Origin of the sequence: Burkholderia sp. SCN-KJ (assembly GCF_024656005.1) — a bacterium.
In the GTDB taxonomy this organism is placed as follows: domain Bacteria; phylum Pseudomonadota; class Gammaproteobacteria; order Burkholderiales; family Burkholderiaceae; genus Burkholderia.
Window position 1 is genome coordinate 184775 of sequence record NZ_JANKOG010000008.1, and the last position, 19159, is coordinate 203933.

Annotated in this window: 14 protein-coding genes; 7 read left to right on the forward strand and 7 right to left on the reverse strand. The window is 68.9% G+C overall.

The genetic code is table 11. The features are described from left to right. Nucleotides 1-153: 153 nt before the first annotated feature. Entirely contained in the window at nt 154-1239 is a 1086-nt protein-coding gene (locus NQV17_RS15735; RefSeq protein WP_257772937.1) for a porin, read from the forward strand. 168 nt (nt 1240-1407) lie between these two features. Here NQV17_RS15735 and NQV17_RS15740 read toward each other — a convergent pair whose 3' ends face one another. Then, nucleotides 1408-1746 (reverse strand): P-II family nitrogen regulator, encoded by a 339-nt coding sequence (locus NQV17_RS15740; protein ID WP_006398637.1) that lies wholly within the window; start codon nt 1744-1746, stop codon nt 1408-1410. A gap of 103 nt (nt 1747-1849) precedes the next feature. Then, nucleotides 1850-3571: an NAD+ synthase gene (locus NQV17_RS15745; protein WP_257772938.1), complete on the reverse strand. Its 1722-nt coding sequence runs from the start codon at nt 3569-3571 to the stop codon at nt 1850-1852. A gap of 109 nt (nt 3572-3680) precedes the next feature. On the opposite strand from NQV17_RS15745, the gene NQV17_RS15750 reads away from it, so the two are divergent. Continuing rightward, complete coding sequence (locus NQV17_RS15750; protein WP_257772939.1) at nt 3681-4859, forward strand: GNAT family N-acetyltransferase; 1179 nt, start codon at nt 3681-3683, stop codon at nt 4857-4859. A gap of 80 nt (nt 4860-4939) precedes the next feature. Then, on the forward strand, nt 4940-5848 hold the full coding sequence (locus NQV17_RS15755; protein ID WP_257772940.1) for a GIY-YIG nuclease family protein: 909 nt from the start codon (nt 4940-4942) through the stop codon (nt 5846-5848). 56 nt (nt 5849-5904) lie between these two features. On the opposite strand, the gene ppa is transcribed toward NQV17_RS15755, so the two are convergent. Continuing rightward, complete coding sequence (ppa, locus tag NQV17_RS15760) at nt 5905-6432, reverse strand: inorganic diphosphatase (RefSeq protein WP_011885693.1); 528 nt, start codon at nt 6430-6432, stop codon at nt 5905-5907. A 371-nt stretch (nt 6433-6803) separates the two neighbouring features. On the opposite strand from ppa, the gene NQV17_RS15765 reads away from it, so the two are divergent. From NQV17_RS15765 to NQV17_RS15775, 3 genes are all read left to right on the forward strand, one after another. Further along, nucleotides 6804-8243, forward strand: a complete 1440-nt coding sequence (locus NQV17_RS15765) for an aldehyde dehydrogenase family protein (RefSeq protein ID WP_257772941.1) — start codon at nt 6804-6806, stop codon at nt 8241-8243. A 76-nt stretch (nt 8244-8319) separates the two neighbouring features. Continuing rightward, on the forward strand, nt 8320-9078 hold the full coding sequence (locus tag NQV17_RS15770; RefSeq protein ID WP_044847736.1) for an SDR family oxidoreductase: 759 nt from the start codon (nt 8320-8322) through the stop codon (nt 9076-9078). A gap of 134 nt (nt 9079-9212) precedes the next feature. Further along, nucleotides 9213-10517, forward strand: a complete 1305-nt coding sequence (locus NQV17_RS15775; RefSeq protein WP_124521568.1) for an MFS transporter — start codon at nt 9213-9215, stop codon at nt 10515-10517. 172 nt (nt 10518-10689) lie between these two features. Here the strand turns inward: NQV17_RS15775 and NQV17_RS15780 are convergent, their stop codons facing one another. Genes NQV17_RS15780 through hemC form a run of 3 tightly spaced genes read right to left on the reverse strand, consistent with a single transcriptional unit; the run spans nt 10690 to nt 14836 of the window. After that, a complete protein-coding gene (locus NQV17_RS15780) occupies nt 10690-11877 on the reverse strand; it encodes a heme biosynthesis protein HemY (RefSeq protein WP_257772942.1) in 1188 nt (395 codons plus the stop codon). Nucleotides 11878-11879: 2 nt separating this feature from the next. Then, nucleotides 11880-13850 (reverse strand): fused uroporphyrinogen-III synthase HemD/membrane protein HemX, encoded by a 1971-nt coding sequence (gene hemDX, locus NQV17_RS15785; RefSeq protein ID WP_257772943.1) that lies wholly within the window; start codon nt 13848-13850, stop codon nt 11880-11882. Next, nucleotides 13850-14836: a hydroxymethylbilane synthase gene (gene hemC / locus NQV17_RS15790; protein ID WP_044847732.1), complete on the reverse strand. Its 987-nt coding sequence runs from the start codon at nt 14834-14836 to the stop codon at nt 13850-13852. Before hemC ends, hemDX begins: the two co-directional genes overlap by 1 nt. 217 nt (nt 14837-15053) lie before the next feature. Here hemC and ppc point away from each other — a divergent pair, with 217 nt between their 5' ends. Continuing rightward, nucleotides 15054-18059 (forward strand): phosphoenolpyruvate carboxylase, encoded by a 3006-nt coding sequence (gene ppc / locus NQV17_RS15795; protein WP_124488446.1) that lies wholly within the window; start codon nt 15054-15056, stop codon nt 18057-18059. Nucleotides 18060-18206: 147 nt separating this feature from the next. Here ppc and NQV17_RS15800 read toward each other — a convergent pair whose 3' ends face one another. Continuing rightward, complete coding sequence (locus tag NQV17_RS15800) at nt 18207-18959, reverse strand: class I SAM-dependent methyltransferase (RefSeq protein WP_257772944.1); 753 nt, start codon at nt 18957-18959, stop codon at nt 18207-18209. Between the last annotated feature and the right edge of the window lie 200 nt (nt 18960-19159).

Sequence of the window (19159 nt, forward strand, 5' to 3'; positions counted from 1 at the left end):
GCTCAACGGTTTTCCGTCCGCTTGCCCGCGTGCCGCGCTTACCGGCCCTGCACGAGGTCTCCCTGGTTATCCCGCTTTTCGCTTTTGCCCGGCGCTCGCCGCTCCGGGCATCTCGTGCAGTCTGGGTTGACTTTTTGACAGGGTATGGAGGAGATGATGAAGAAAGCTTTGGTCGCGGCCGCGCTGATGGCTGCTGGGGTGGTTACGGCGCACGCGCAGAGCAGCGTCACGCTGTACGGTCGCCTGGATGCCGGCCTCGAGTACCTGAACGGCCTGCAGAACGGCCACCAAGTGCGCGCGGAAAGCGGCGACTGGGGCACGAGCCTGTGGGGCTTGAAGGGCAGCGAGGACATCGGCGGCGGCAACAAGGTCCTGTTCCACCTCGAAGGCGCGTTCAACACGATGAACGGCGGCCTCGGCACGAGCGGCTCGATCTGGGATCGTTTCGCGACCGTCGGCATCTCCAACGACCGCTACGGTACGCTGCTGCTGGGTCGCGAACTCGCGATCGCGAACGGCGTGTGGGACTTCGATCCGCTGGGCCAGTCGAGCTGGTCGTCGGCATCGCTCGTGCGCGGCCGCAACTGGAACAAGACCAGCAACAACGTGTCGTACCAGTCGCCGCAGTTCTACGGCCTCGACTTCTACGGCCAGTTCGCGTTCTCGAACTCGACCAGCTTCAACGGCAACACGACGGCCGGCCAGCCGGGCCGTGCAGCCGGCGCACAGGTCACGTACACGAACTCGCTGTTCCAGTTGCGCGGCATCTACGACGAAACGCGCGACAGCAACGGCCGCTTCTCGGACGTGTTCAACTACTCGCGTGAATACTTCGCGGGCCTGAACGTGTTCCTCGGCCAGTTCAAGCTGCAGGCGGCTTACCAGTCGTCGCATGCTGACGGCAGCGGCGGCCCGGCCGTCAACAACGGCATCACTGGCACCCAGCAGGTCTGGGGCGGCGTGACGTGGCAGGCCACGCCGGCGGCAGCGCTGATCGCGGCCGTGTACCACGTGAACGCCAACCACGGCGGCGGCAACGCGAACATCTACACGGTCGGCGGTTCGTACAACATCTCGAAGCGCACGCTGTTCGACGTGCAGGTCGCGACGGTGCGCAACAGCAAGACGGCCAACTTCGGCCTGAACGCGAACGGTGCAGGCACCGCCGTGTCGACGGGCAACCCGCATCCGGGCGGCAGCCAGACCGGCGTCTACGCCGGCATCCAGCACCTGTTCTGATCAGGCGCCGTCCAGAGAACGATTCGACAACACTTTCCACGCTGCTGCGAGAGGCGCGTATCGGTGCGGTACCCACCCGGGTATCCGCACCGTTTTTTATTGGCGGGCCGGGATCGTGCGATCCGCGGCCCGATCTGCCCGCTCTGCCGAACGGGCCGGATGCGGCGCTCAGACCGCCGCTTCGTTCTCTTCGCCGGTGCGGATGCGGATCACGCGCTCGACGTCCGACACGAAGATCTTGCCGTCGCCGATCTTGCCCGTGCGCGCCGCGCCGATCACCGCGTCGATCACCTGGTCGACCTGCGCTTCCGCGACGACCACCTCGATCTTCATCTTCGGCAGGAAGTCGACCACGTATTCGGCGCCGCGATACAGCTCGGTGTGCCCCTTCTGGCGGCCGAAGCCCTTCACTTCCGTCACGGTCAGGCCGGTGAGGCCCACTTCGGCGAGCGCTTCGCGGACTTCGTCCAGCTTGAACGGCTTGATGATGGCGGTGATGCGTTTCATGATGGTTGTCCCTCAATGCTCGTTTGGATGAAAAATCGCAATCCCGATTTTAAGCCGTAAGTGTAAGCCGTAAGCCGGCCGGCCGCGCACGGCGCGGCTCGGCTCAGTCGAGACGTTCGGTAAAGCGTGACGTGATCGGATAGCGCCAGTCGCGCCCGAACGCGCGATGCGTGACGCGAATGCCGATCGGCGCCTGGCGGCGCTTGTATTCGTTGATCTTGATGAGCCGCGTCACGCGCGCGACGTCGGCCTCCGCATAGCCGGCCGCGACGATCTCCGCGAGCGGCCGGTCCTCCTCCATGTACATCCGCATGATCGCGTCGAGCACGTCGTACGGCGGCAGGCTGTCCTGGTCCGTCTGGTTCTCGCGCAGCTCGGCCGACGGGGCGCGCGTCAGGATCCGCTCGGGGATCACGTCGCGCAGCCCGTAGTCTGCCGTGGCGTTGCGATAGCGGCACAGCCGGTAGACCAGCGTCTTCGCGATGTCCTTGATCACCGCGAAGCCGCCGGCCATGTCGCCGTACAGCGTGCAGTAGCCGACCGCCATCTCGCTCTTGTTGCCGGTCGTCAGCACGATCGAGCCGAACTTGTTCGACAGCGCCATCAGCAGCGTGCCGCGGATGCGCGCCTGGATGTTCTCTTCCGTCGCGTCCTCCGCGCGGCCCGCGAATTCGCCCGTGAGCGCCGTGCGGAACGCGTCGAACATCGGCGCGATCGCGATCTCGTCGTAGCGCACGCCGACGCGCCGCGCCATCTCCGCCGCATCGGTGGTCGAGATGTCGGCCGTGTAGCGCGACGGCATCATCACCGCGCGCACGCGCTCGGGCCCGAGCGCGTCGCAGGCGACCGCGAGCACCAGCGCCGAATCGACGCCGCCCGACAGCCCGATCAGCACGCCGGGGAAACCGTTCTTGCCGATGTAGTCGCGCACGCCGGTCACGAGCGCGCGATAGACCTGCGCGTCGACCGGCAGCTCGGGCGCAATCGCGCCGGGCAGCGGGCGCGCGCCGTCGAACTCGACGATCGCGTGCCCTTCGTCGAACTGCGGCATCTTCGCGACGAGCGCGCCCTCGCCGTCGAGCACGAACGAGCCGCCGTCGAACACGAGCTCGTCCTGGCCGCCGACGAGATTCACGTACACCATCGGCAGCCCGGTTTCGCGGATCCGCGCGCGCAGGATGTCGATGCGCAGCGCTTCCTTGTTCATGTGGTACGGCGAACCGTTCGGGATCAGCAGCACCTGCGCGCCGGCGGCCTTCGCGATCTGCGCGGCCGACGCATGCCATGCGTCCTCGCAGATGATCACGCCGTACCTGACGCCGTCGAGCTCGAACACGAGCGGCTCGGTGTCGGTCGCGAAGTAGCGCTTCTCGTCGAACACGTCGGCGTTCGGCAGATCCTGCTTGCGGTAGGTGCCGACGATCTCGCCGCCGACGATCAGCGACACCGCGTTGTAGGTGTCGGCCGGCGGCACGCCGCGCTCGATCGGGCGGTTTGCATTACCATCGACGGCTGACGCGTGCGCAGCGCCGCCCGACGGAGCGCCGCCCGCGCTGCGCAACGGATGGCCGACCAGCACCGCGAGCCCGTCGAACGCGCGCAGCGCATCGGCGAGCGCGTCGAGCGCGGCCGCCGCCGCCGTGTAGAACGCGGGCCGCAGCAGCAGGTCTTCCGGCGGATAGCCGGACAGCGCGAGTTCGGGCGCGATCATCAGGCGCGCACCATCGTTGTGCGCGGCGCGGGCGGCGGCAACGATCCGCGCGACGTTGCCGGCGAAATCGCCGACGGTGACGTTGATCTGGGCGAGAGCGAGTCGGATCTTCATGACGGGATCGGCGCAGCCCGGCGGCGCGCCCTGAACGGCTGACGAAAACGCCTCGGAAGCGGGCCACGGCGGCACGCATCCGGCGGCATCCAACAGTACGGATTCACGCTTGAAACACGAACGCATCGATTATCGCACGGGCATCCTGTCGTCCCCCGCGGAGGTGCCGGCCGACGAATGGAACGCGCTGCTCGAGCGCGACGCGCAGCCGACGCCGTTCCTGCGCCACGAATTCCTCGACGCGCTGCACGTCGCGCGCTGCGCGGTCGACGACACCGGCTGGTCGCCGCACTTCGTCACGCTGACCGACGCGCGCACCGGCCGGCTCGCGGCGGCCGCGCCCGTCTACGCGAAACAGCATTCGTACGGCGAATACGTGTTCGACTGGGCGTGGGCCGACGCGTACCAGCGCAACGGGCTGTCCTACTATCCGAAGCTGCTGTGCGCGGTGCCGTTCACGCCCGTGCAGGGCACGCGCCTGCTCGCGGCCGACGCCGACGCGCGCCGCCGGCTCGCGGCCACGCTGCTCGCGTTCGCCGAGCAGAGCGACGTGTCGTCGCTGCACGTGCTGTTCCCGACCGGCGACGAGGCGCGGCTGCTCGAGTCGATGGGGATGATGCTGCGCGAAGGCGTGCAGTTCCACTGGCTCAACGACGGCTACCGCGACTTCGACGACTTCCTCGGCACGCTCGAGCAGAAGAAGCGCAAGAACATCCGCGCGGAACGTCGCAAGGTGCGCGATGCCGGCGTCACGTTCCGGCGGCTCGCCGGCGAGCAGATCACCGACGCCGACTGGCGCTTCTTCTCGCGCTGCTACCGGCAGACCTATCGCGAGCACTATTCGAGCCCGTACCTGAATCTCGACTTCTTCCGCGCGATCGGCGCGACGATGCCGGAGAACCTGCTGCTCGTGATCGCCGAAGCCGACGGCAAACCGATCGCGAGCTCGCTCGCCGTCTACCGGCGCGGCGCGAACGGCCGCGGCGGCACGCTGTACGGCCGCTACTGGGGCGCGCTCGAACACGTGCCCTGCCTGCATTTCGAAACGGCCTACTACCAGTTGCTCGAATTCTGCATCGAGGCCGGGCTCGACACGTTCGAGGGCGGTGCGCAGGGCGAGCACAAGCTCGCGCGCGGCTTCCTGCCGACCGTCACGCATTCCGCGCACTGGCTCGCGCACCCGGCGTTCTCCGATGCGGTCGCGCGCTTTCTCGAACGCGAGACCGAGCATATCCACGCGTACGTCGACGAGTTGCGCGAGCACGACCCGTTCCGGCGGGGGCCGTGACGGCGGGCGCGAATCATGTCGCTTGCGGCGGCACGCGCCAATTCTGAGACACTGACGGCTTCGCATCCCGCCGCCTGCCCATGTCCTGGTTTCTGTATCTGATCGAGTGTGCCGACGACAGCGTCTACACCGGCATCACGACCGACGTCGCTGCGCGCTTCGACGAGCACGCAGCTGGCAAGGGCGCGCGCTATACGCGCTCGCGCAAGCCGCGCGCGGTGCTCGCGTCGTTCCCGCTGCCCGACCGGTCGATCGCGTCACGCGCCGAGTACTGGGTGAAGCGGCTGACCGCCGCGCAGAAACGCGAGCTGGCGGCAGGATTGCGGACGCTGGAGTCGGTGCTGCCGGCTGTGGTGACGGTCGACGGGGAAGTCGATACGGACGGTTTGAAGACCGGCACGCGGCGGCGGAAGAAAGTGAAGAAGGCGCCGCAGCCCGCCGAAATCGCGATGCAGGCGGCCGAAACGGAACGACCCGTCAAGGAAGCCGCGAAGGCCGGTAGTGACGGGAAAGCATCGCGGTCCGGCAAGACCTCGAAGTCCGGGCAAAGCGCTCAGGCTCGTGCGAAGACGAAGGCAGCTCCAGCCAGCAAGCGTGCGACGAACGGCGACGCTGCCGAAGCAAAAAAGGCCGCGTCGCGCAGCACGGCGGCAAAGCAGGACAAGCCTGCCGTCAACTCGACGCCGAAACGGAAAGCGCCGGCGGCCGGCGGCAAGTCCGTCGCGAAGGCACGCGCCGGCAGCGCTTCGACATCGCCGGCGCGCCGCGGTGCGTCGGCCGGAAAGGCCGGAACCGAAGCCGTCGAAGCCGCTGCTCCGGCCACCACCGAGCGCGGCGCAACGAGTGCGACGCGCTCAACCGGCTCAACGCGAGCGAAGCGTACGAAAACCTCGCCGAACGCCGCCGCGCTGCCCACGCCCGCCCGCACACGAAAGAACACCACCACGGGCGCCAAACCGCGCACAAAACAAAACCGCGCGGCCTCCTGAGGAGACACGCGCGGTTTGCATTCCGAACGAGCCGGCCGCGAGGCCGGCCAGCCGGCTTACTTCTTGTAGTTCGCGGCGCCGTCGGCGATTTCCTTGTGCGCGGCGTCGATGCCGGCCCAGCCTTCGACCTTCACCCACTTGCCCTTCTCGAGCGCCTTGTATTGCTCGAAGAAATGCTTGATCTGGTCCTTCAGGTACTCGGGCACGTCGTCGATCGACTTCAGGTTCGCCGTCATCGGGCAGACCTTGTCGTGCGGCACGGCGACGAGCTTCGCGTCGACGCCCGACTCGTCGGTCATCTGCAGCATGCCGAGCACGCGCGAACGCACGATCGAGCCGGCCAGCAGCGGGAACGGCGTGATCACCAGCACGTCGACCGGATCGCCGTCGCCCGACAGCGTCTGCGGGATGTAGCCGTAGTTCACCGGATAGCGCATGCCGGTACCGATGAAGCGGTCGACGACGAGGAGACCCAGCTCCTTGTCCGCCTCGTACTTCACCGGATCGCTTTGCGCGGGGATCTCGATGATCACGTTGAAATCGTGCGGCAGGTCCTTGCCGGCCGGAACATGATTGAAGCTCATAGCGCTCTCTGTTGGTCGATGGAATTCGGGACAGGGGCGCCGCGGCCGTTGCACCGCCGCGGGCGTCCCCGCAGGGAATGCGCCATTATAGCCAATCGACCGGTGGCGTCCGGATGACGATCGGCGCGATAATCGTTCCGGATGTCCGGCCATCGAACCACGGGTGATGTTGCATGGAAGCCGAGCACGGGCTGAAACGCCAACCCGGGTCGACCGCGAAGCATGGGACCCGAGTAGGCGCTGAAGCGCCAACCCGGGTCGACCGCGAAGCATGGGACCCGAGTAGGCGCTGAAGCGCCAACTCGGGTCGACCGCGAAGCATGGGACCCGAGTAGGCGCTGAAGCGCCAACTCGGGTCGACAGGAGCACGCATGGAAGAAGCGAAGCACTTCATCGCAGGCGAATGGACGTTGCCCGCGCAACTGGAGACGATTCCGGTCGTCGACCCGTCCGACGGCCAGCCGTTCGCGACGATCGCGCGCGGCACGGCGCCCGACATCGAACGCGCGGTCGCCGCCGCCCGCGACGCATTCGCGGGCCCGTGGGGCGCGGCGAGCGCCGCCGAGCGCGGCCGCGTGCTGATGCGGCTGTCCGCGCGCGTCGCCGACCATCTCGAGGAACTGGCCGCGATCGAGGCGCGCGACACCGGCAAGCCGCTGAAGCAGGCGCGTGCCGACGCCGCCGCGCTCGCGCGCTACTTCGAGTTCTACGCGGGCGCCGCCGACAAGCTGCACGGCGAGACCCTCCCCTATCAGGCCGGCTACACGGTACTGACGGTGCGCGAGCCGCACGGCGTCACCGGCCACATCGTGCCGTGGAACTACCCGATGCAGATCTTCGGGCGCAGCGTCGGCGCGGCGCTCGCGGCCGGCAACGCATGCGTCGTGAAACCGGCCGAGGATGCGTGCCTGTCGGTGCTGCGCGTGGCTGAGCTCGCCGCCGAAGCCGGGCTGCCGGCCGGTGCGCTGAACGTGGTCACCGGCTACGGCCATGAAGCGGGCGCGGCACTCGCGCGCCATCCCGGCATCGATCACATCTCGTTCACCGGCTCGCCCGCGACCGGCAAGCTGGTCACGCAGATGGCCGCCGAAAACCACGTGCCCGTCACGCTCGAGCTCGGCGGCAAGTCGCCGCAGATCGTGTTCGCCGACGCCGATCTCGAAGCGGCGCTGCCCGTGCTCGTGTCGGCGATCGTACAGAACGGCGGGCAGACCTGCTCGGCCGGCAGCCGCGTGCTGATCGAGCGCGCGGTCTACGAGCCGCTCATCGAACGGCTCGCCACCGCGTTCAACGGGCTGCGGGTCGGCCCGAGCCGCGCCGATCTCGACTGTGGCCCGCTGATCAACGCGAAGCAGCAGCAGCGCGTGTGGGATTTCCTGTCCGACGCGCAGCACGACGGCATTCCGATGGCCGGGCACGGCCAGGTCGTCGCCGACGCGCCCGAAAGCGGCTTCTACCAGGCGCCCGCGCTGCTGCGCGACGTGCCGGCGTCGCACCGGCTCGCGCAGGAGGAAGTATTCGGCCCGGTGCTCGCCGCGATGCGCTTCGTCGACGAAGACGAAGCGGTCGCACTCGCGAACGGCACGCCGTACGGCCTCGTCGCGGGCATCTGGACCCGCGACGGTGCACGCCAGCTGCGTCTCGCGCGCCGCCTGCACGCCGGCCAGGTGTTCATCAACAACTACGGCGCGGGCGGCGGCGTCGAGTTGCCATTCGGCGGCGTCGGCCACTCGGGCCACGGCCGCGAGAAAGGCTTCGAGGCGCTGTACGGTTTCACGACGCTGAAGACGATCGCGATCCGGCACGGCTGAACCAGACGAACGCGGCCGGCAACGGACCGGCCGTGTCCCGCGGCACCCTGCACGCATCCAGCACAGGAGACACACCATGCGGTTGAGCGGCAAGACGGCCCTCGTCACGGGCGGCGGTTCGGGCTTCGGCGAAGGCATCGCGAAGACCTATGCGCGCGAAGGCGCGAACGTCGTCGTCAACGACCTGAACGGTGCGGCGGCCGAGCGCGTCGCGAGCGAGATCGCGCTGGCCGGCGGCAAGGCGATCGCGGTCGCGGGCGACGTGTCGAAGGACGCCGACTGGCGCGCGCTGCTGCAGGCCGCGCTCGACGACTTCCACTCGGTGCAGATCGTCGTGAACAACGCCGGCACCACCCATCGCAACAAGCCGGTGCTCGACGTGACGGAGGCCGAGTTCGACCGCGTGTACGCCGTCAACATGAAGAGCCTGTTCTGGAGCGTGCAGACCTTCGTTCCGTATTTCCGCACGCAGGGCGGCGGCGTGTTCGTGAACGTCGCGTCGACGGCCGGCGTGCGGCCGCGCCCGGGCCTCGTCTGGTACAACAGCACGAAGGGCGCGATGATCACCGCGAGCAAGTCGCTCGCGGCCGAGCTCGGCGCCGATCGCATCCGCGTGAACTGCATCAACCCGGTGCTCGGCGAGACGGGCCTGATGACCGAGTTCATGGGCTGCGAGGACACGCCCGAGAATCGCCGCCGGTTCCTCGCGACGATCCCGCTCGGCCGCTTCTCGACGCCGCAGGACATCGCGAACGCGGCCCTGTACCTCGCATCCGACGAAGCCGAGTTCATCACCGGCGTCTGTCTCGAAGTCGACGGCGGGCGCTGCATCTAGCCGCACGGCCGTGATGGCGCCGCGCCGGCAGCGCCGGCCGGTGCCGCCTCCACGCATCGTCATTGCTTCGCACGACACCGGATCGGGCGCCGCCGCGCCGGCTCCGGCCACCACAAGAAAGGACAGGAGACAACATGGCAACATCGACGCAGTCGCTGCCGGGCTCGTCCGGCGCATTCGAGGAAGCAACCTACCGCAAGGTGTCCTGGCGGCTCACGCCGCTCCTGCTGCTGTGCTACGTGGTCGCGTATCTCGACCGCGTGAACGTCGGCTTCGCGAAGCTGCAGATGGCGAGCGACCTGAATCTCAGCGACACGGTTTATGGGCTCGGCGCCGGGATCTTCTTCTTCGGCTACTTCCTGTTCGAAGTGCCGAGCAACATCATCCTGCACAAGGTCGGCGCGCGCGTCTGGATCGCGCGCATCATGGCGACGTGGGGCGTGATCTCGATCCTGACGATGTTCGTCACGACGCCCGCGATGTTCTACGTGATGCGCTTCCTGCTCGGCGTCGCCGAGGCCGGCTTCTTCCCCGGCGTGATCCTGTACCTCACCTACTGGTATCCCGCGCACCGGCGCGGCCGGATGACGACGTTCTTCATGACGGCAGTCGCCTTGTCCGGGGTGATCGGCGGGCCGATCTCCGGCTTCATCCTGAAGGCGTTCAACGGCGTGAGCGGCTGGCACGGCTGGCAATGGCTGTTCCTGCTCGAAGGGATCCCGTCGGTGCTGGCCGGCGTGCTGGTGTTCTTCGCGCTCGACGACCGGATCGCGAAGGCCAAATGGCTCACCGACGACGAAAAGGCGCTGCTCGCGCGCAACGTCGACGCGGAAGAAGCGACCAAGGAAGACCTGCCGCTCGGCGCGGTGATGGCGAGCCCGCGCGTGTGGCTGATGGCGCTCATCTACTTCTCGTTCGTGATGGGGCTGTACGGCGTCGGCTTCTGGCTGCCGACGATCATCAAGGCGACCGGCGTGACCGACACGTTCATGATCGGCCTGCTGTCGGCGGTTCCGTATGCGGCGGCGGTGGTCGCGATGATCCTGATCGCGCGCAGCGCGGACAAGCGCCGCGAACGACGCTGGCACCTGGCGATTCCGGCCGCATTCGGTGCGCTGGGGCTCGTGCTGTCGGTGATCTGGGCGCACCAGACGGCGCTCGCGATGCTCGGCCTCACGCTCGCGACGATGGGCATCCTGACGACGCTGCCGCTGTTCTGGAGCCTGCCGACCGCGTTCCTCGGCGGCGCGGCAGCTGCGGCGGGCATCGCGATGATCAACTCGATCGGCAACCTCGCGGGCTTCCTGAGCCCGTACATGATGGGCTGGCTCAAGCAGGCGACGGGCGCCAACGACGCGGGCATGTACATGCTCGCCGGGTTCCTCGTGCTCGGCGGGCTGCTCGCGCTGTCGGTGCCGAAGCGGCTCGTCGACAAGTGACGTGACGTGACGCGGCGCGCCGCGATGCGGTTCGTCGCGAGCGACGACGACTTGCCGCGCCGGCACCGCGCGTAGCGCGTCCGATCCGGCGAGGCGAGAGCGCATAAGAAAAGCCCCGAAGGCCATCCGGCGTTCGGGGCTTTTTTACGTGCGGCGGGCGAGCGCCGCCGCGTCAGACCACGGTGATCGCGAGCGCGCTTTCGCGGTAGTGCTTCGCCGCCTTGTCGGTTTCGCCGAGATGCTCGAACAGGCGTGCGAGCGCACGGTGCGCGCGCACCTTCAGCGCCTCGTTGTCGGCCTGCTTCAGCGCGGCTTCGAGGAACGACTGCGCCTTGCCCCACAGCTGCTGCTGCTGGCAGAGACGGCCGAGCGCGAACAGCAGGTCGGCATCGTCCGGGTGATCCTTCTTCCAGCCTTCGGCCTTCTGGATCAGCGGCAGCGCATCGCCGCCGGCCGTGTCCGGATAGCGGCGCAGCAGGCGCGCATCCCAGTTGTGCGCGAGCGCGTCCTCGACGATGCGGCGCGCTTCGGTGCGGCGCTCGAGCGTCACCAGCAGGTCGGCCGCGAGATCGGCCAGGCGCGGCGACTGGCGCTCGAGCGGCGACAGCGACTGCCACACCTCGAGCAGCGCGTCCGGGTCGTGCCGGCGTTCGCGCAGCAGATTCTCCGCCGCCTGCTGGCGCAGCCGCACGGCCGCGGCCGGATGCAGCGCCTCGCGTTTCTCGAGCGCCTTTGCGAGCTTCAGCACCTCGGCCCAGTTCTTCAACTGCTGCTGCGCGCGCAGCGCGACCTGCTGCGCATGGATGCGCTTGCCGCCCGCCTGCAGGTCGGCCAGCGCGGCGAGCGCGCCGTCGGCATCGCGCGCATCCGCGCGCATGTCGGCCGCGGCGAGCAGCCGTGCGTCCTGCCATTCCGGCGCGTCGACCTTCGACAGCCAGTCGTCGCGGCGCGTGTACTCGTGCATCCGGTGCGCGGCGGTGGCCCCGACGAGACTCGCGGCGCCCTGGTTCGCATCGACCGCGAGCGCGTCGCGCGCGGCCTTTTCGGCGCGCGAGAAGCGACCCGCGTACAGGTTCGCGATCGCGTCGCGCAGCGACGCCTGTGCCTTCTCGTTGCGCGAACGCGCACGATACGCGGCGACCCGCTGCGGCATGCGCCAGATGTTGCGCACGATGCGCAGCAGCGCGTACACGACGATGAACAGCACGACGATGGAGATCACGAACAGGTTCAGCGACACGTCGACCCGGTACGGCGGATAGACGAGCAGCACCTGCCCCGCGTCGAAATGGCCGACGGTGGCGAGTGCCGCGGCGATCGCGAACAGGATCGCGAGCCAGACGATTCCTCGAAGCGTCATCGTTACCCCCGGCTCTTGAACTGCTGAACGGCGTTCAGGCTCGTGTTCAGGTTCGGCACCGCGACCGTCAGCGATGCACCGTCGACCTGCTTGAGCAGATCCTCGACGGTCTGCGTGTCCTTCGATGCCTGGTCGAAATACTTGCCGAGCGACGCCTGCGCGGCGTGCAGGTCGGCCTTCATCGCGCCATCGTTGCGCGCGAGCAGCGACAGCCGCGCGGTGAGCAGGCGCAGCTTCACGTTCTCGCGCACGAAGTAGCCCTGATCGGGCGACGCGAGCATCGCGTCGGCATTGTCGATCCGGCGCACCTGCACGAGGCCCTTCAGCTGCTCGCCAAGCCCGGCCGAGAAGTCATGCCACCACACCTTCCAGCGCGGCGTGTCGGCTGCCACCGGCGACGCGGCCTCGGCCGGCGCGGCCTTCGGCGACGCGTGCGGGACCATCGCCTCGCCCGACAGCGGCAGCGCGTCGATCTTCGCGATCGCGTCGTCGAGCTTGATCGCGAGGCCCGTGAGGTCGGCCGACGGCGCGGCCTTCAGCTTCTCGATGTCCTGCGCGAGCGCCTTGCGCACCGTGACGGCCTGCGCGCTCTGCGACGTCGCGAGGCGCGCGTCGGCATTCTGCAGCGCGATCAGCGCGAGCTGCGTGTTGCCGGTCAGCTGCAGCTGCTGGCTCGCGCTCGACAGCATCTGGTCGACTTCCTCGAGCATCCACGCGTCGCGGTTGCGCGACAGGTCCTGGTATTGCTGCTGCAGCGCCTGCTGCGCGCTCTGCGCGTCGGCGAGCTTGCCGTCGAGCTGCGCGAGCTGCGTGTCGACCTGGTGCGTGCCCGCGAGCGCCTGCTCGGTCTTCATGCGGATCTCGGCCGTCTGCGCATCGAGCGCCTTCTGGCGTGCGACGAACGAATCGTCGAGCCGGTCGACCTTGCGGTTCAGCGCATAGCCGCCGGCGCCCGCCGCGCAGCCGAGCACGACGACGACGAACCACAACACCGCGCTGCCGCCGCGGCGCGCAGGCGGTTCGGACGCCATATAGGCGGGACGGGACGGCGGTGCGGAAGCAGCGGCCGGCTGGGAAGCGACGCTTTTGGAATCGTTGGTATCTGTCATGCGTTTAGTCACCGGTGCGGCTGTCGCCGGTTGGACGGCCTCGTCGGCCATCGTTCGAAACGCGCGGACGATGCGCTCATCGCCCGCGCCGGTCAGCGTAATCCTATCAAAACCCAGTGCGCGCGCGCTCTGCTCGATGCGCGGGTGCGGCGTCACGAGCGGCGCGTGCTTCAGCGCCTCGATCTCGGCGTCGTTCAGGTGCGTGCGCGCCAGTTCGTGCAGGTTGCGCACGCCCTCCGAGCTCGTGACGAGCCACCCGTGCGGTGCGCCGGCGAGCAGCGCATGCACGCGCTCCCACGCGCCGACGCGCGGCTCGGGCACGACGCGCCGGTACGCGGCCACCAGCGTGACGTCCGCGCCGGCTTCGCGCAGCCGCTCGGCGAGCCATTCGCGCCCGCCGTCGCCGCGCACGATCAGCACGCGCTTGCCCGCCAGCGCCTGCGCGCCGCCGAACGCGGCCTCGATGCTCGCGAACAGGCTTTCCGAATCGTAATGCGGGACGCCGCCGTCGGCGGGCGCCTGCGGCGCGATCACGCGATGCGCGGGCGCCGCGATGCCGTGGCGCTCGAGCGCCGCGACGCTGCCGGGCCCGACGACGCCGACCGGCAGTGCATTCGGCCAGATCGCGCCGTACTGCGCGAGTGCGCGGTCGATCGCGTTCGGCGATACGAAGATCACGAGCGCGTAGTCGGCGAGCGCCGCGAACGCGGCGTCGAGCGGCGCCGGATCGTCGACCGGCGCGATGTCGATCAGCGGGAATTCGAGCACGTCGCAACCGGCCTCCGCCAGTTGGGCCGCGAGCGCGGCCGACTGGCCGTCGGGGCGCGTCAGGACGGCGGTGAACGCGCGCGCGCCGCCCGCCATCAGGCGTCGCCCTTGCCGGCCTGCGAGCCGGCGAGCAGTGCGTTGACGATGTCGAGCGCGCCCTGCGCCTCGAGTTCGTCGGACACCGCGCGGCCGAGCGCGAGCGCATCGGCGACGGTCATCACGGCGCCGCACTCCTCGGCGGTCAGCACGCGCCGGCCGTCGGTCGTCGACACGCGGCCCGTCAGGTACAGCTCGCCCGCGCGCCACACCGCGTGCGCGGCAAGCGGCACCTCGCAGCTGCCGCCGAGCGCGCGCGACACCATCCGCTCGGCCTCGACCGCGAGCGCGGTCTGCGGGTCGTGCAGCGGCGCGAGCCATCCGGCGACATCGGTGCGGTGCGCGGCGATTTCGATGCCGAGCGCGCCCTGGCCGGCGGCCGGCGGGCTGTCCTCGACGTCGATCAGCGCGCGGATCCGCGCTTCGAGGCCGAGACGCTTCAGGCCCGCGGCCGCGAGGATGATCGCCGCGTAATCGCCGCGATCGAGCTTCGACAGGCGCGTGTCGAGGTTGCCGCGCAGCGGCAGCACGTCGAGGTGCGGATAGCGCGCGCGCAGCATCGCCTCGCGGCGCAGGCTCGACGTGCCGACGACGGCGCCGGCCGGCAGCGCGTCGAGCGACGCGTAGTCGTTCGACACGAACGCGTCGCGCGGATCCTCGCGCTCCATGATCGCGGTCAGCGCGAAACCGTCGGGCAGTGCCATCGGCACGTCCTTCAGCGAATGCACGGCGAGGTCGGCACGGCCGTCGGCGAGCGCATTCTCCAGCTCCTTCACGAACAGGCCCTTGCCGCCGACCTTCGACAGCGTGCGATCGAGAATCTGATCGCCACGGGTCGTCATCCCGAGGATTTTCACGTCACAAGCTGGATATAATTTGCGCAGCGCATCACGCACATGTTCGGCTTGCCACATCGCGAGGCGGCTCTCGCGCGAAGCGATCGTCAGCGTCGCGGGAGCTTGTGCCGCAAGAGTCTCGGAATTCATTGCTGGAACATCGAAGGACGGGATTGAAGATCGAACAATGGTAGCACGCACGCCCCGGCCCGCCCGGGCCCGGAGCCTGCGCCCGCCGCGCTTCGGCGCAGGCGGCGACACCGATGCGCGGATGTGCCGCACGTAGCTGGTTGCTTGACCGCAGTTCCCGTAGTTTCCGCAGTCCCCGCAGTCCCTTTTGACTCGAGCTTTCCCAAGGAAACCCATCGTGAAGTCTTCCGGATCGGCGCGTACGGCGCGCCGCAATGCTGCCCTGCCCTCCTCCGATGCCCCGACGGGCACCATCGCCACCGCCGCGAACGGCCGTGCGAAAACGGCAACGAAACCGAAAGACCCGATACGTCAGACAAAACGCGCGATCAAATCCGCCGCCCCGGCTGCCCGCAAGGCCGGCGCGGCGAAGCCCGGCGCCCGCACGCGCGAGGACAAGGACGGTCCGCTGTTCGAGGACATCCGCTACCTCGGCCGCCTGCTCGGCGACGTGGTGCGTGAACAGGAAGGCGACACCGTGTTCGACGTCGTCGAGACCATTCGCCAGACGGCGGTGAAGTTTCGCCGCGAGGACGACAGCGAGGCCGCGCAAACGCTGGAGAAGAAGCTGCGCAAGCTGACGCCCGAGCAGACGGTGAGCGTCGTGCGCGCATTCAGCTATTTCTCGCACCTCGCGAACATCGCGGAAGACCGCCACCACAACCGCCGCCGCCGCATCCACGCGCTGGCCGGCTCCGCGCCGCAGCCCGGCACCGTCGCATACGCGCTCGAGCAGCTGAAGACGACCGGCAACGCGTCGAAGCGCCTGCTGCAGCGCTTCTTCGACGATGCGCTGATCGTGCCGGTGCTGACCGCGCACCCGACCGAAGTGCAGCGCAAGAGCATCCTCGACGCGCAGCACGACATCGCGCGCCTGCTCGCCGAGCGCGACCAGGAGCTGACCGCGCGCGAGCGCCAGTACAACGAATCGATGCTGCGCGCGCGCGTGACCGCGCTGTGGCAGACCCGCATGCTGCGCGACGCGCGCCTGACGGTCGGCGACGAGATCGAGAACGCGCTGTCGTACTACCGCGCGACGTTCCTCGACGAACTGCCCGCGCTGTACGGCGACATCGAGGCCGCGCTCGCCGAGCACGGCCTGTCCGCGCGCGTGCCGGCGTTCTTCCAGATGGGCAGCTGGATCGGCGGCGATCGCGACGGCAACCCGAACGTGACCGCCCCGACCCTCGAAGAAGCGATCAACCGCCAATCCGCGGTGATCCTCGAACACTATCTGGAACAGGTGCACAAGCTCGGCGCCGAGCTGTCGGTATCGAACCTGCTGGTCGGCGCGAACGACGCGGTGAAGGCGCTCGCGGCCGCGTCGCCCGACCAGTCGCCGCATCGCGTCGACGAGCCGTATCGCCGTGCGCTGATCGGCATCTACACGCGGCTCGCCGCAAGCGCGCGCGTGCGGCTCGGCGAAGGCACGGTGCCGGTACGCAGCGCCGGCCGCGGCGCGCCGCCGGTGCGCGCGGTGCCGTACGCCGATTCCGAAGCCTTCGTCGCCGACCTGAAGGTGCTGACCGCCTCGCTCGACGAACATCACGGCGCGTCGCTCGCCGCACCGCGCCTTGCGCCGCTCGTGCGCGCGGCCGAAGTGTTCGGCTTCCATCTCGCGAGCATCGACCTGCGCCAGAGCTCCGACATCCACGAAGCCGTGGTCGCCGAGCTGTTCGCACGCGCCGGCGTCGAAGCCGACTACGCGGCGCTCGCCGAGGAAGACAAGCTGCGCGTGCTGCTGGCCGCGCTTGCCGATCCCCGCCCGCTGCGCTCGCAGTACCTCGAATACTCGGCGCTCGCGCAGAGCGAGCTCGGCGTGTTCGAGAAAGCCCGCGAGGTCCGCGCGCAATTCGGCGCGCGTGCGGTGCGCAACTACATCATCTCGCACACGGAAACCGTCAGCGACCTCGTCGAGGTGCTGCTGCTGCAGAAGGAAACGGGCCTGCTCGAAGGCACGCTCGGCCACCATGCGAAGAACGGCCTGATGGTGATTCCGCTGTTCGAGACGATTCCCGACCTGCGCGACGCCGCGCGCATCATGCGCGAATACTTCGCACTGCCGGGCATCGACGCGCTGATCGCGCACCAGGGCGCCGAGCAGGAAGTGATGCTCGGCTACTCGGACAGCAACAAGGACGGCGGCTTCCTGACGTCGAACTGGGAGCTGTATCGCGCGGAACTCGCGCTCGTCGACCTGTTCCGCGAACGCAAGATCACGCTGCGCCTGTTCCACGGCCGCGGCGGCACGGTCGGCCGCGGGGGCGGCCCGACCTACCAGGCGATCCTGTCGCAGCCGCCGGGCACCGTGAACGGCCAGATTCGCCTGACCGAACAGGGCGAGGTGATCGCGAGCAAGTTCGCGAACCCCGAGATCGGCCGGCGCAACCTCGAGACGGTGGTCGCCGCGACGCTCGAGGCGTCGCTGCTGCCGCAATCGAACGCGCCCGCGCAACTGCCCGCGTTCGAAGCCGCGATGCAGACGCTGTCGGACGCCGCGATGGCGTCGTATCGCGCGCTCGTCTATGAAACGCCCGGCTTCACCGACTACTTCTTCTCGTCGACGCCGATCACCGAGATCGCCGAGCTGAACATCGGCAGCCGCCCGGCCTCGCGCAAGCTGCAGGATCCGAAGAACCGCAGGATCGAGGATCTCCGCGCGATTCCGTGGGGCTTCTCGTGGGGCCAGTGCCGGCTGCTGCTGACGGGCTGGTACGGCTTCGGCAGCGCGGTGAGCGCGTATCTCGACGGCGCGCAGGACGCGGCCGAGCGCACGAAGCGCGTCGCGCTGCTCAGGAAGATGAACAAGACCTGGCCGTTCTTCGCGAACCTGCTGTCGAACATGGACATGGTGCTCGCGAAGACCGATCTCGCGGTCGCGTCGCGCTACGCGCAGCTGGTCGCCGACCGCAAGCTGCGCAAGCACGTGTTCGAGCGGATCGTCGCGGAATGGGAGCGCACGTCGCAGGCGCTCGCGGAAATCACCGGGCACGAAGGCCGCCTCGCGACCAACCCGCTGCTCGCGCGCTCGATCAAGAACCGCTTCCCGTATCTCGATCCGCTGAACCACCTGCAGGTCGAACTGATCAAGCGTCACCGCGCGGGCGACTCGAACGCGCGGCTGCGCCGCGGGATTCACCTGACCATCAACGGGATCGCGGCCGGCCTGCGCAATACGGGCTGATCCGCGCGCGGTGCGGGCCTGCCCCGCGCCGCGCCGTCATCGCGAAACGAAAGCCGCAAAACGAAAGCCGCGATACGCGACCACGCGTATCGCGGCTTTTTTCATCGAACGGCGCGACGGCACCGGCCGCCGTGCCGTCCGTCGCGCTCATTGCGCGTCGATCAGCAACGCGTCGTGCTCGAACGAGCCGTCCGGCTGCACCGCGTAGTAGCCGTGCACCTCGTCGGGCGCATGCGCCCACAGCGCACGAATGCCCGCGACGCTGTCGGCCGGCGTGCGGATCCGCTCGACCCACGTCGCGAAATCGATCGGCAGGCGCCAGCGGCTCTGCACGTGCGCGTCGAACCCGGCGTCGCGGAACATCGCGAGCCATTCGTCGGCTCGGTAGTCGCGCACGTGCGACGCATCGCGCAGCACTTCCGCGGCCTGCAGATATGTGTCGAGCAGCGGATGGTCGTTGCCCGCTATGTCGATCATCAGCACGCGGCCGCCCGGCTTCAGCACGCGGCGCATCTCGGCAAGCGCCGCGCGCACGTCGTGCCAGTGGTGCGCGCTCATCCGGCTGACCACCCAGTCGAAGGTGCCCGCGTCGAACGGCAGCTGCTCGGCCGGGCCCTGCTGCGTGCGGATGTTCGCGAGCCCGCGCGCGCGCGCGGCGGCATCGACGGTCGCGAGCATCGGCGCGGCGAGATCGTACGCGACCACGTCGCGCACGTGCGGAGCGACCGCGAAGCTCGCATGGCCGGCGCCGCAGCCGAGATCGAGCACCGCGGCTTCGGGCGTCGCGCGCGCGGCGTCGGCCAGCGCCTGCAGATCGGCACCCGTCGCGTGGACCGTGCTCGTCAGGTAGGCGGCGGCCGTCGTGCCGAATGCGTCGGCGACCTGGTCGTGGTGTTTCATCGTTCGCTCCTTCCTTGGGTGGGGTGCTCGCTGCCTGTCAGCGCGCGAATCGCTACAATAGGGCCGAGCTTGTACCAGTACAAGTTAAGCAGTTATTCTGGTATTTGTTACACCTGCCTGATCTCTGCCCCGATCTTCGTCGCGCCCCGGCGCCCCTTTTTCCTCGATTCAGTCAATTCAGTCGCGTCAGCCGTTTCCGC

Bases quoted from the DNA above. Each gene is read 5' to 3' on its own strand.
- NQV17_RS15735 (WP_257772937.1), top strand. From the start codon at position 154: ATGATGAAGAAAGCTTTGGTCGCGGCCGCGCTGATGGCTGCTGGGGTG.
- NQV17_RS15740 (WP_006398637.1), bottom strand. From the start codon at position 1,746: ATGAAACGCATCACCGCCATCATCAAGCCGTTCAAGCTGGACGAAGTC.
- NQV17_RS15745 (WP_257772938.1), bottom strand. From the start codon at position 3,571: ATGAAGATCCGACTCGCTCTCGCCCAGATCAACGTCACCGTCGGCGAT.
- NQV17_RS15755 (WP_257772940.1), top strand. From the start codon at position 4,940: ATGTCCTGGTTTCTGTATCTGATCGAGTGTGCCGACGACAGCGTCTAC.
- ppa (WP_011885693.1), bottom strand. From the start codon at position 6,432: ATGAGCTTCAATCATGTTCCGGCCGGCAAGGACCTGCCGCACGATTTC.
- NQV17_RS15765 (WP_257772941.1), top strand. From the start codon at position 6,804: ATGGAAGAAGCGAAGCACTTCATCGCAGGCGAATGGACGTTGCCCGCG.
- NQV17_RS15770 (WP_044847736.1), top strand. From the start codon at position 8,320: ATGCGGTTGAGCGGCAAGACGGCCCTCGTCACGGGCGGCGGTTCGGGC.
- NQV17_RS15775 (WP_124521568.1), top strand. From the start codon at position 9,213: ATGGCAACATCGACGCAGTCGCTGCCGGGCTCGTCCGGCGCATTCGAG.
- NQV17_RS15780 (WP_257772942.1), bottom strand. From the start codon at position 11,877: ATGACGCTTCGAGGAATCGTCTGGCTCGCGATCCTGTTCGCGATCGCC.
- hemDX (WP_257772943.1), bottom strand. From the start codon at position 13,850: ATGGCGGGCGGCGCGCGCGCGTTCACCGCCGTCCTGACGCGCCCCGAC.
- hemC (WP_044847732.1), bottom strand. From the start codon at position 14,836: ATGAATTCCGAGACTCTTGCGGCACAAGCTCCCGCGACGCTGACGATC.
- NQV17_RS15800 (WP_257772944.1), bottom strand. From the start codon at position 18,959: ATGAAACACCACGACCAGGTCGCCGACGCATTCGGCACGACGGCCGCC.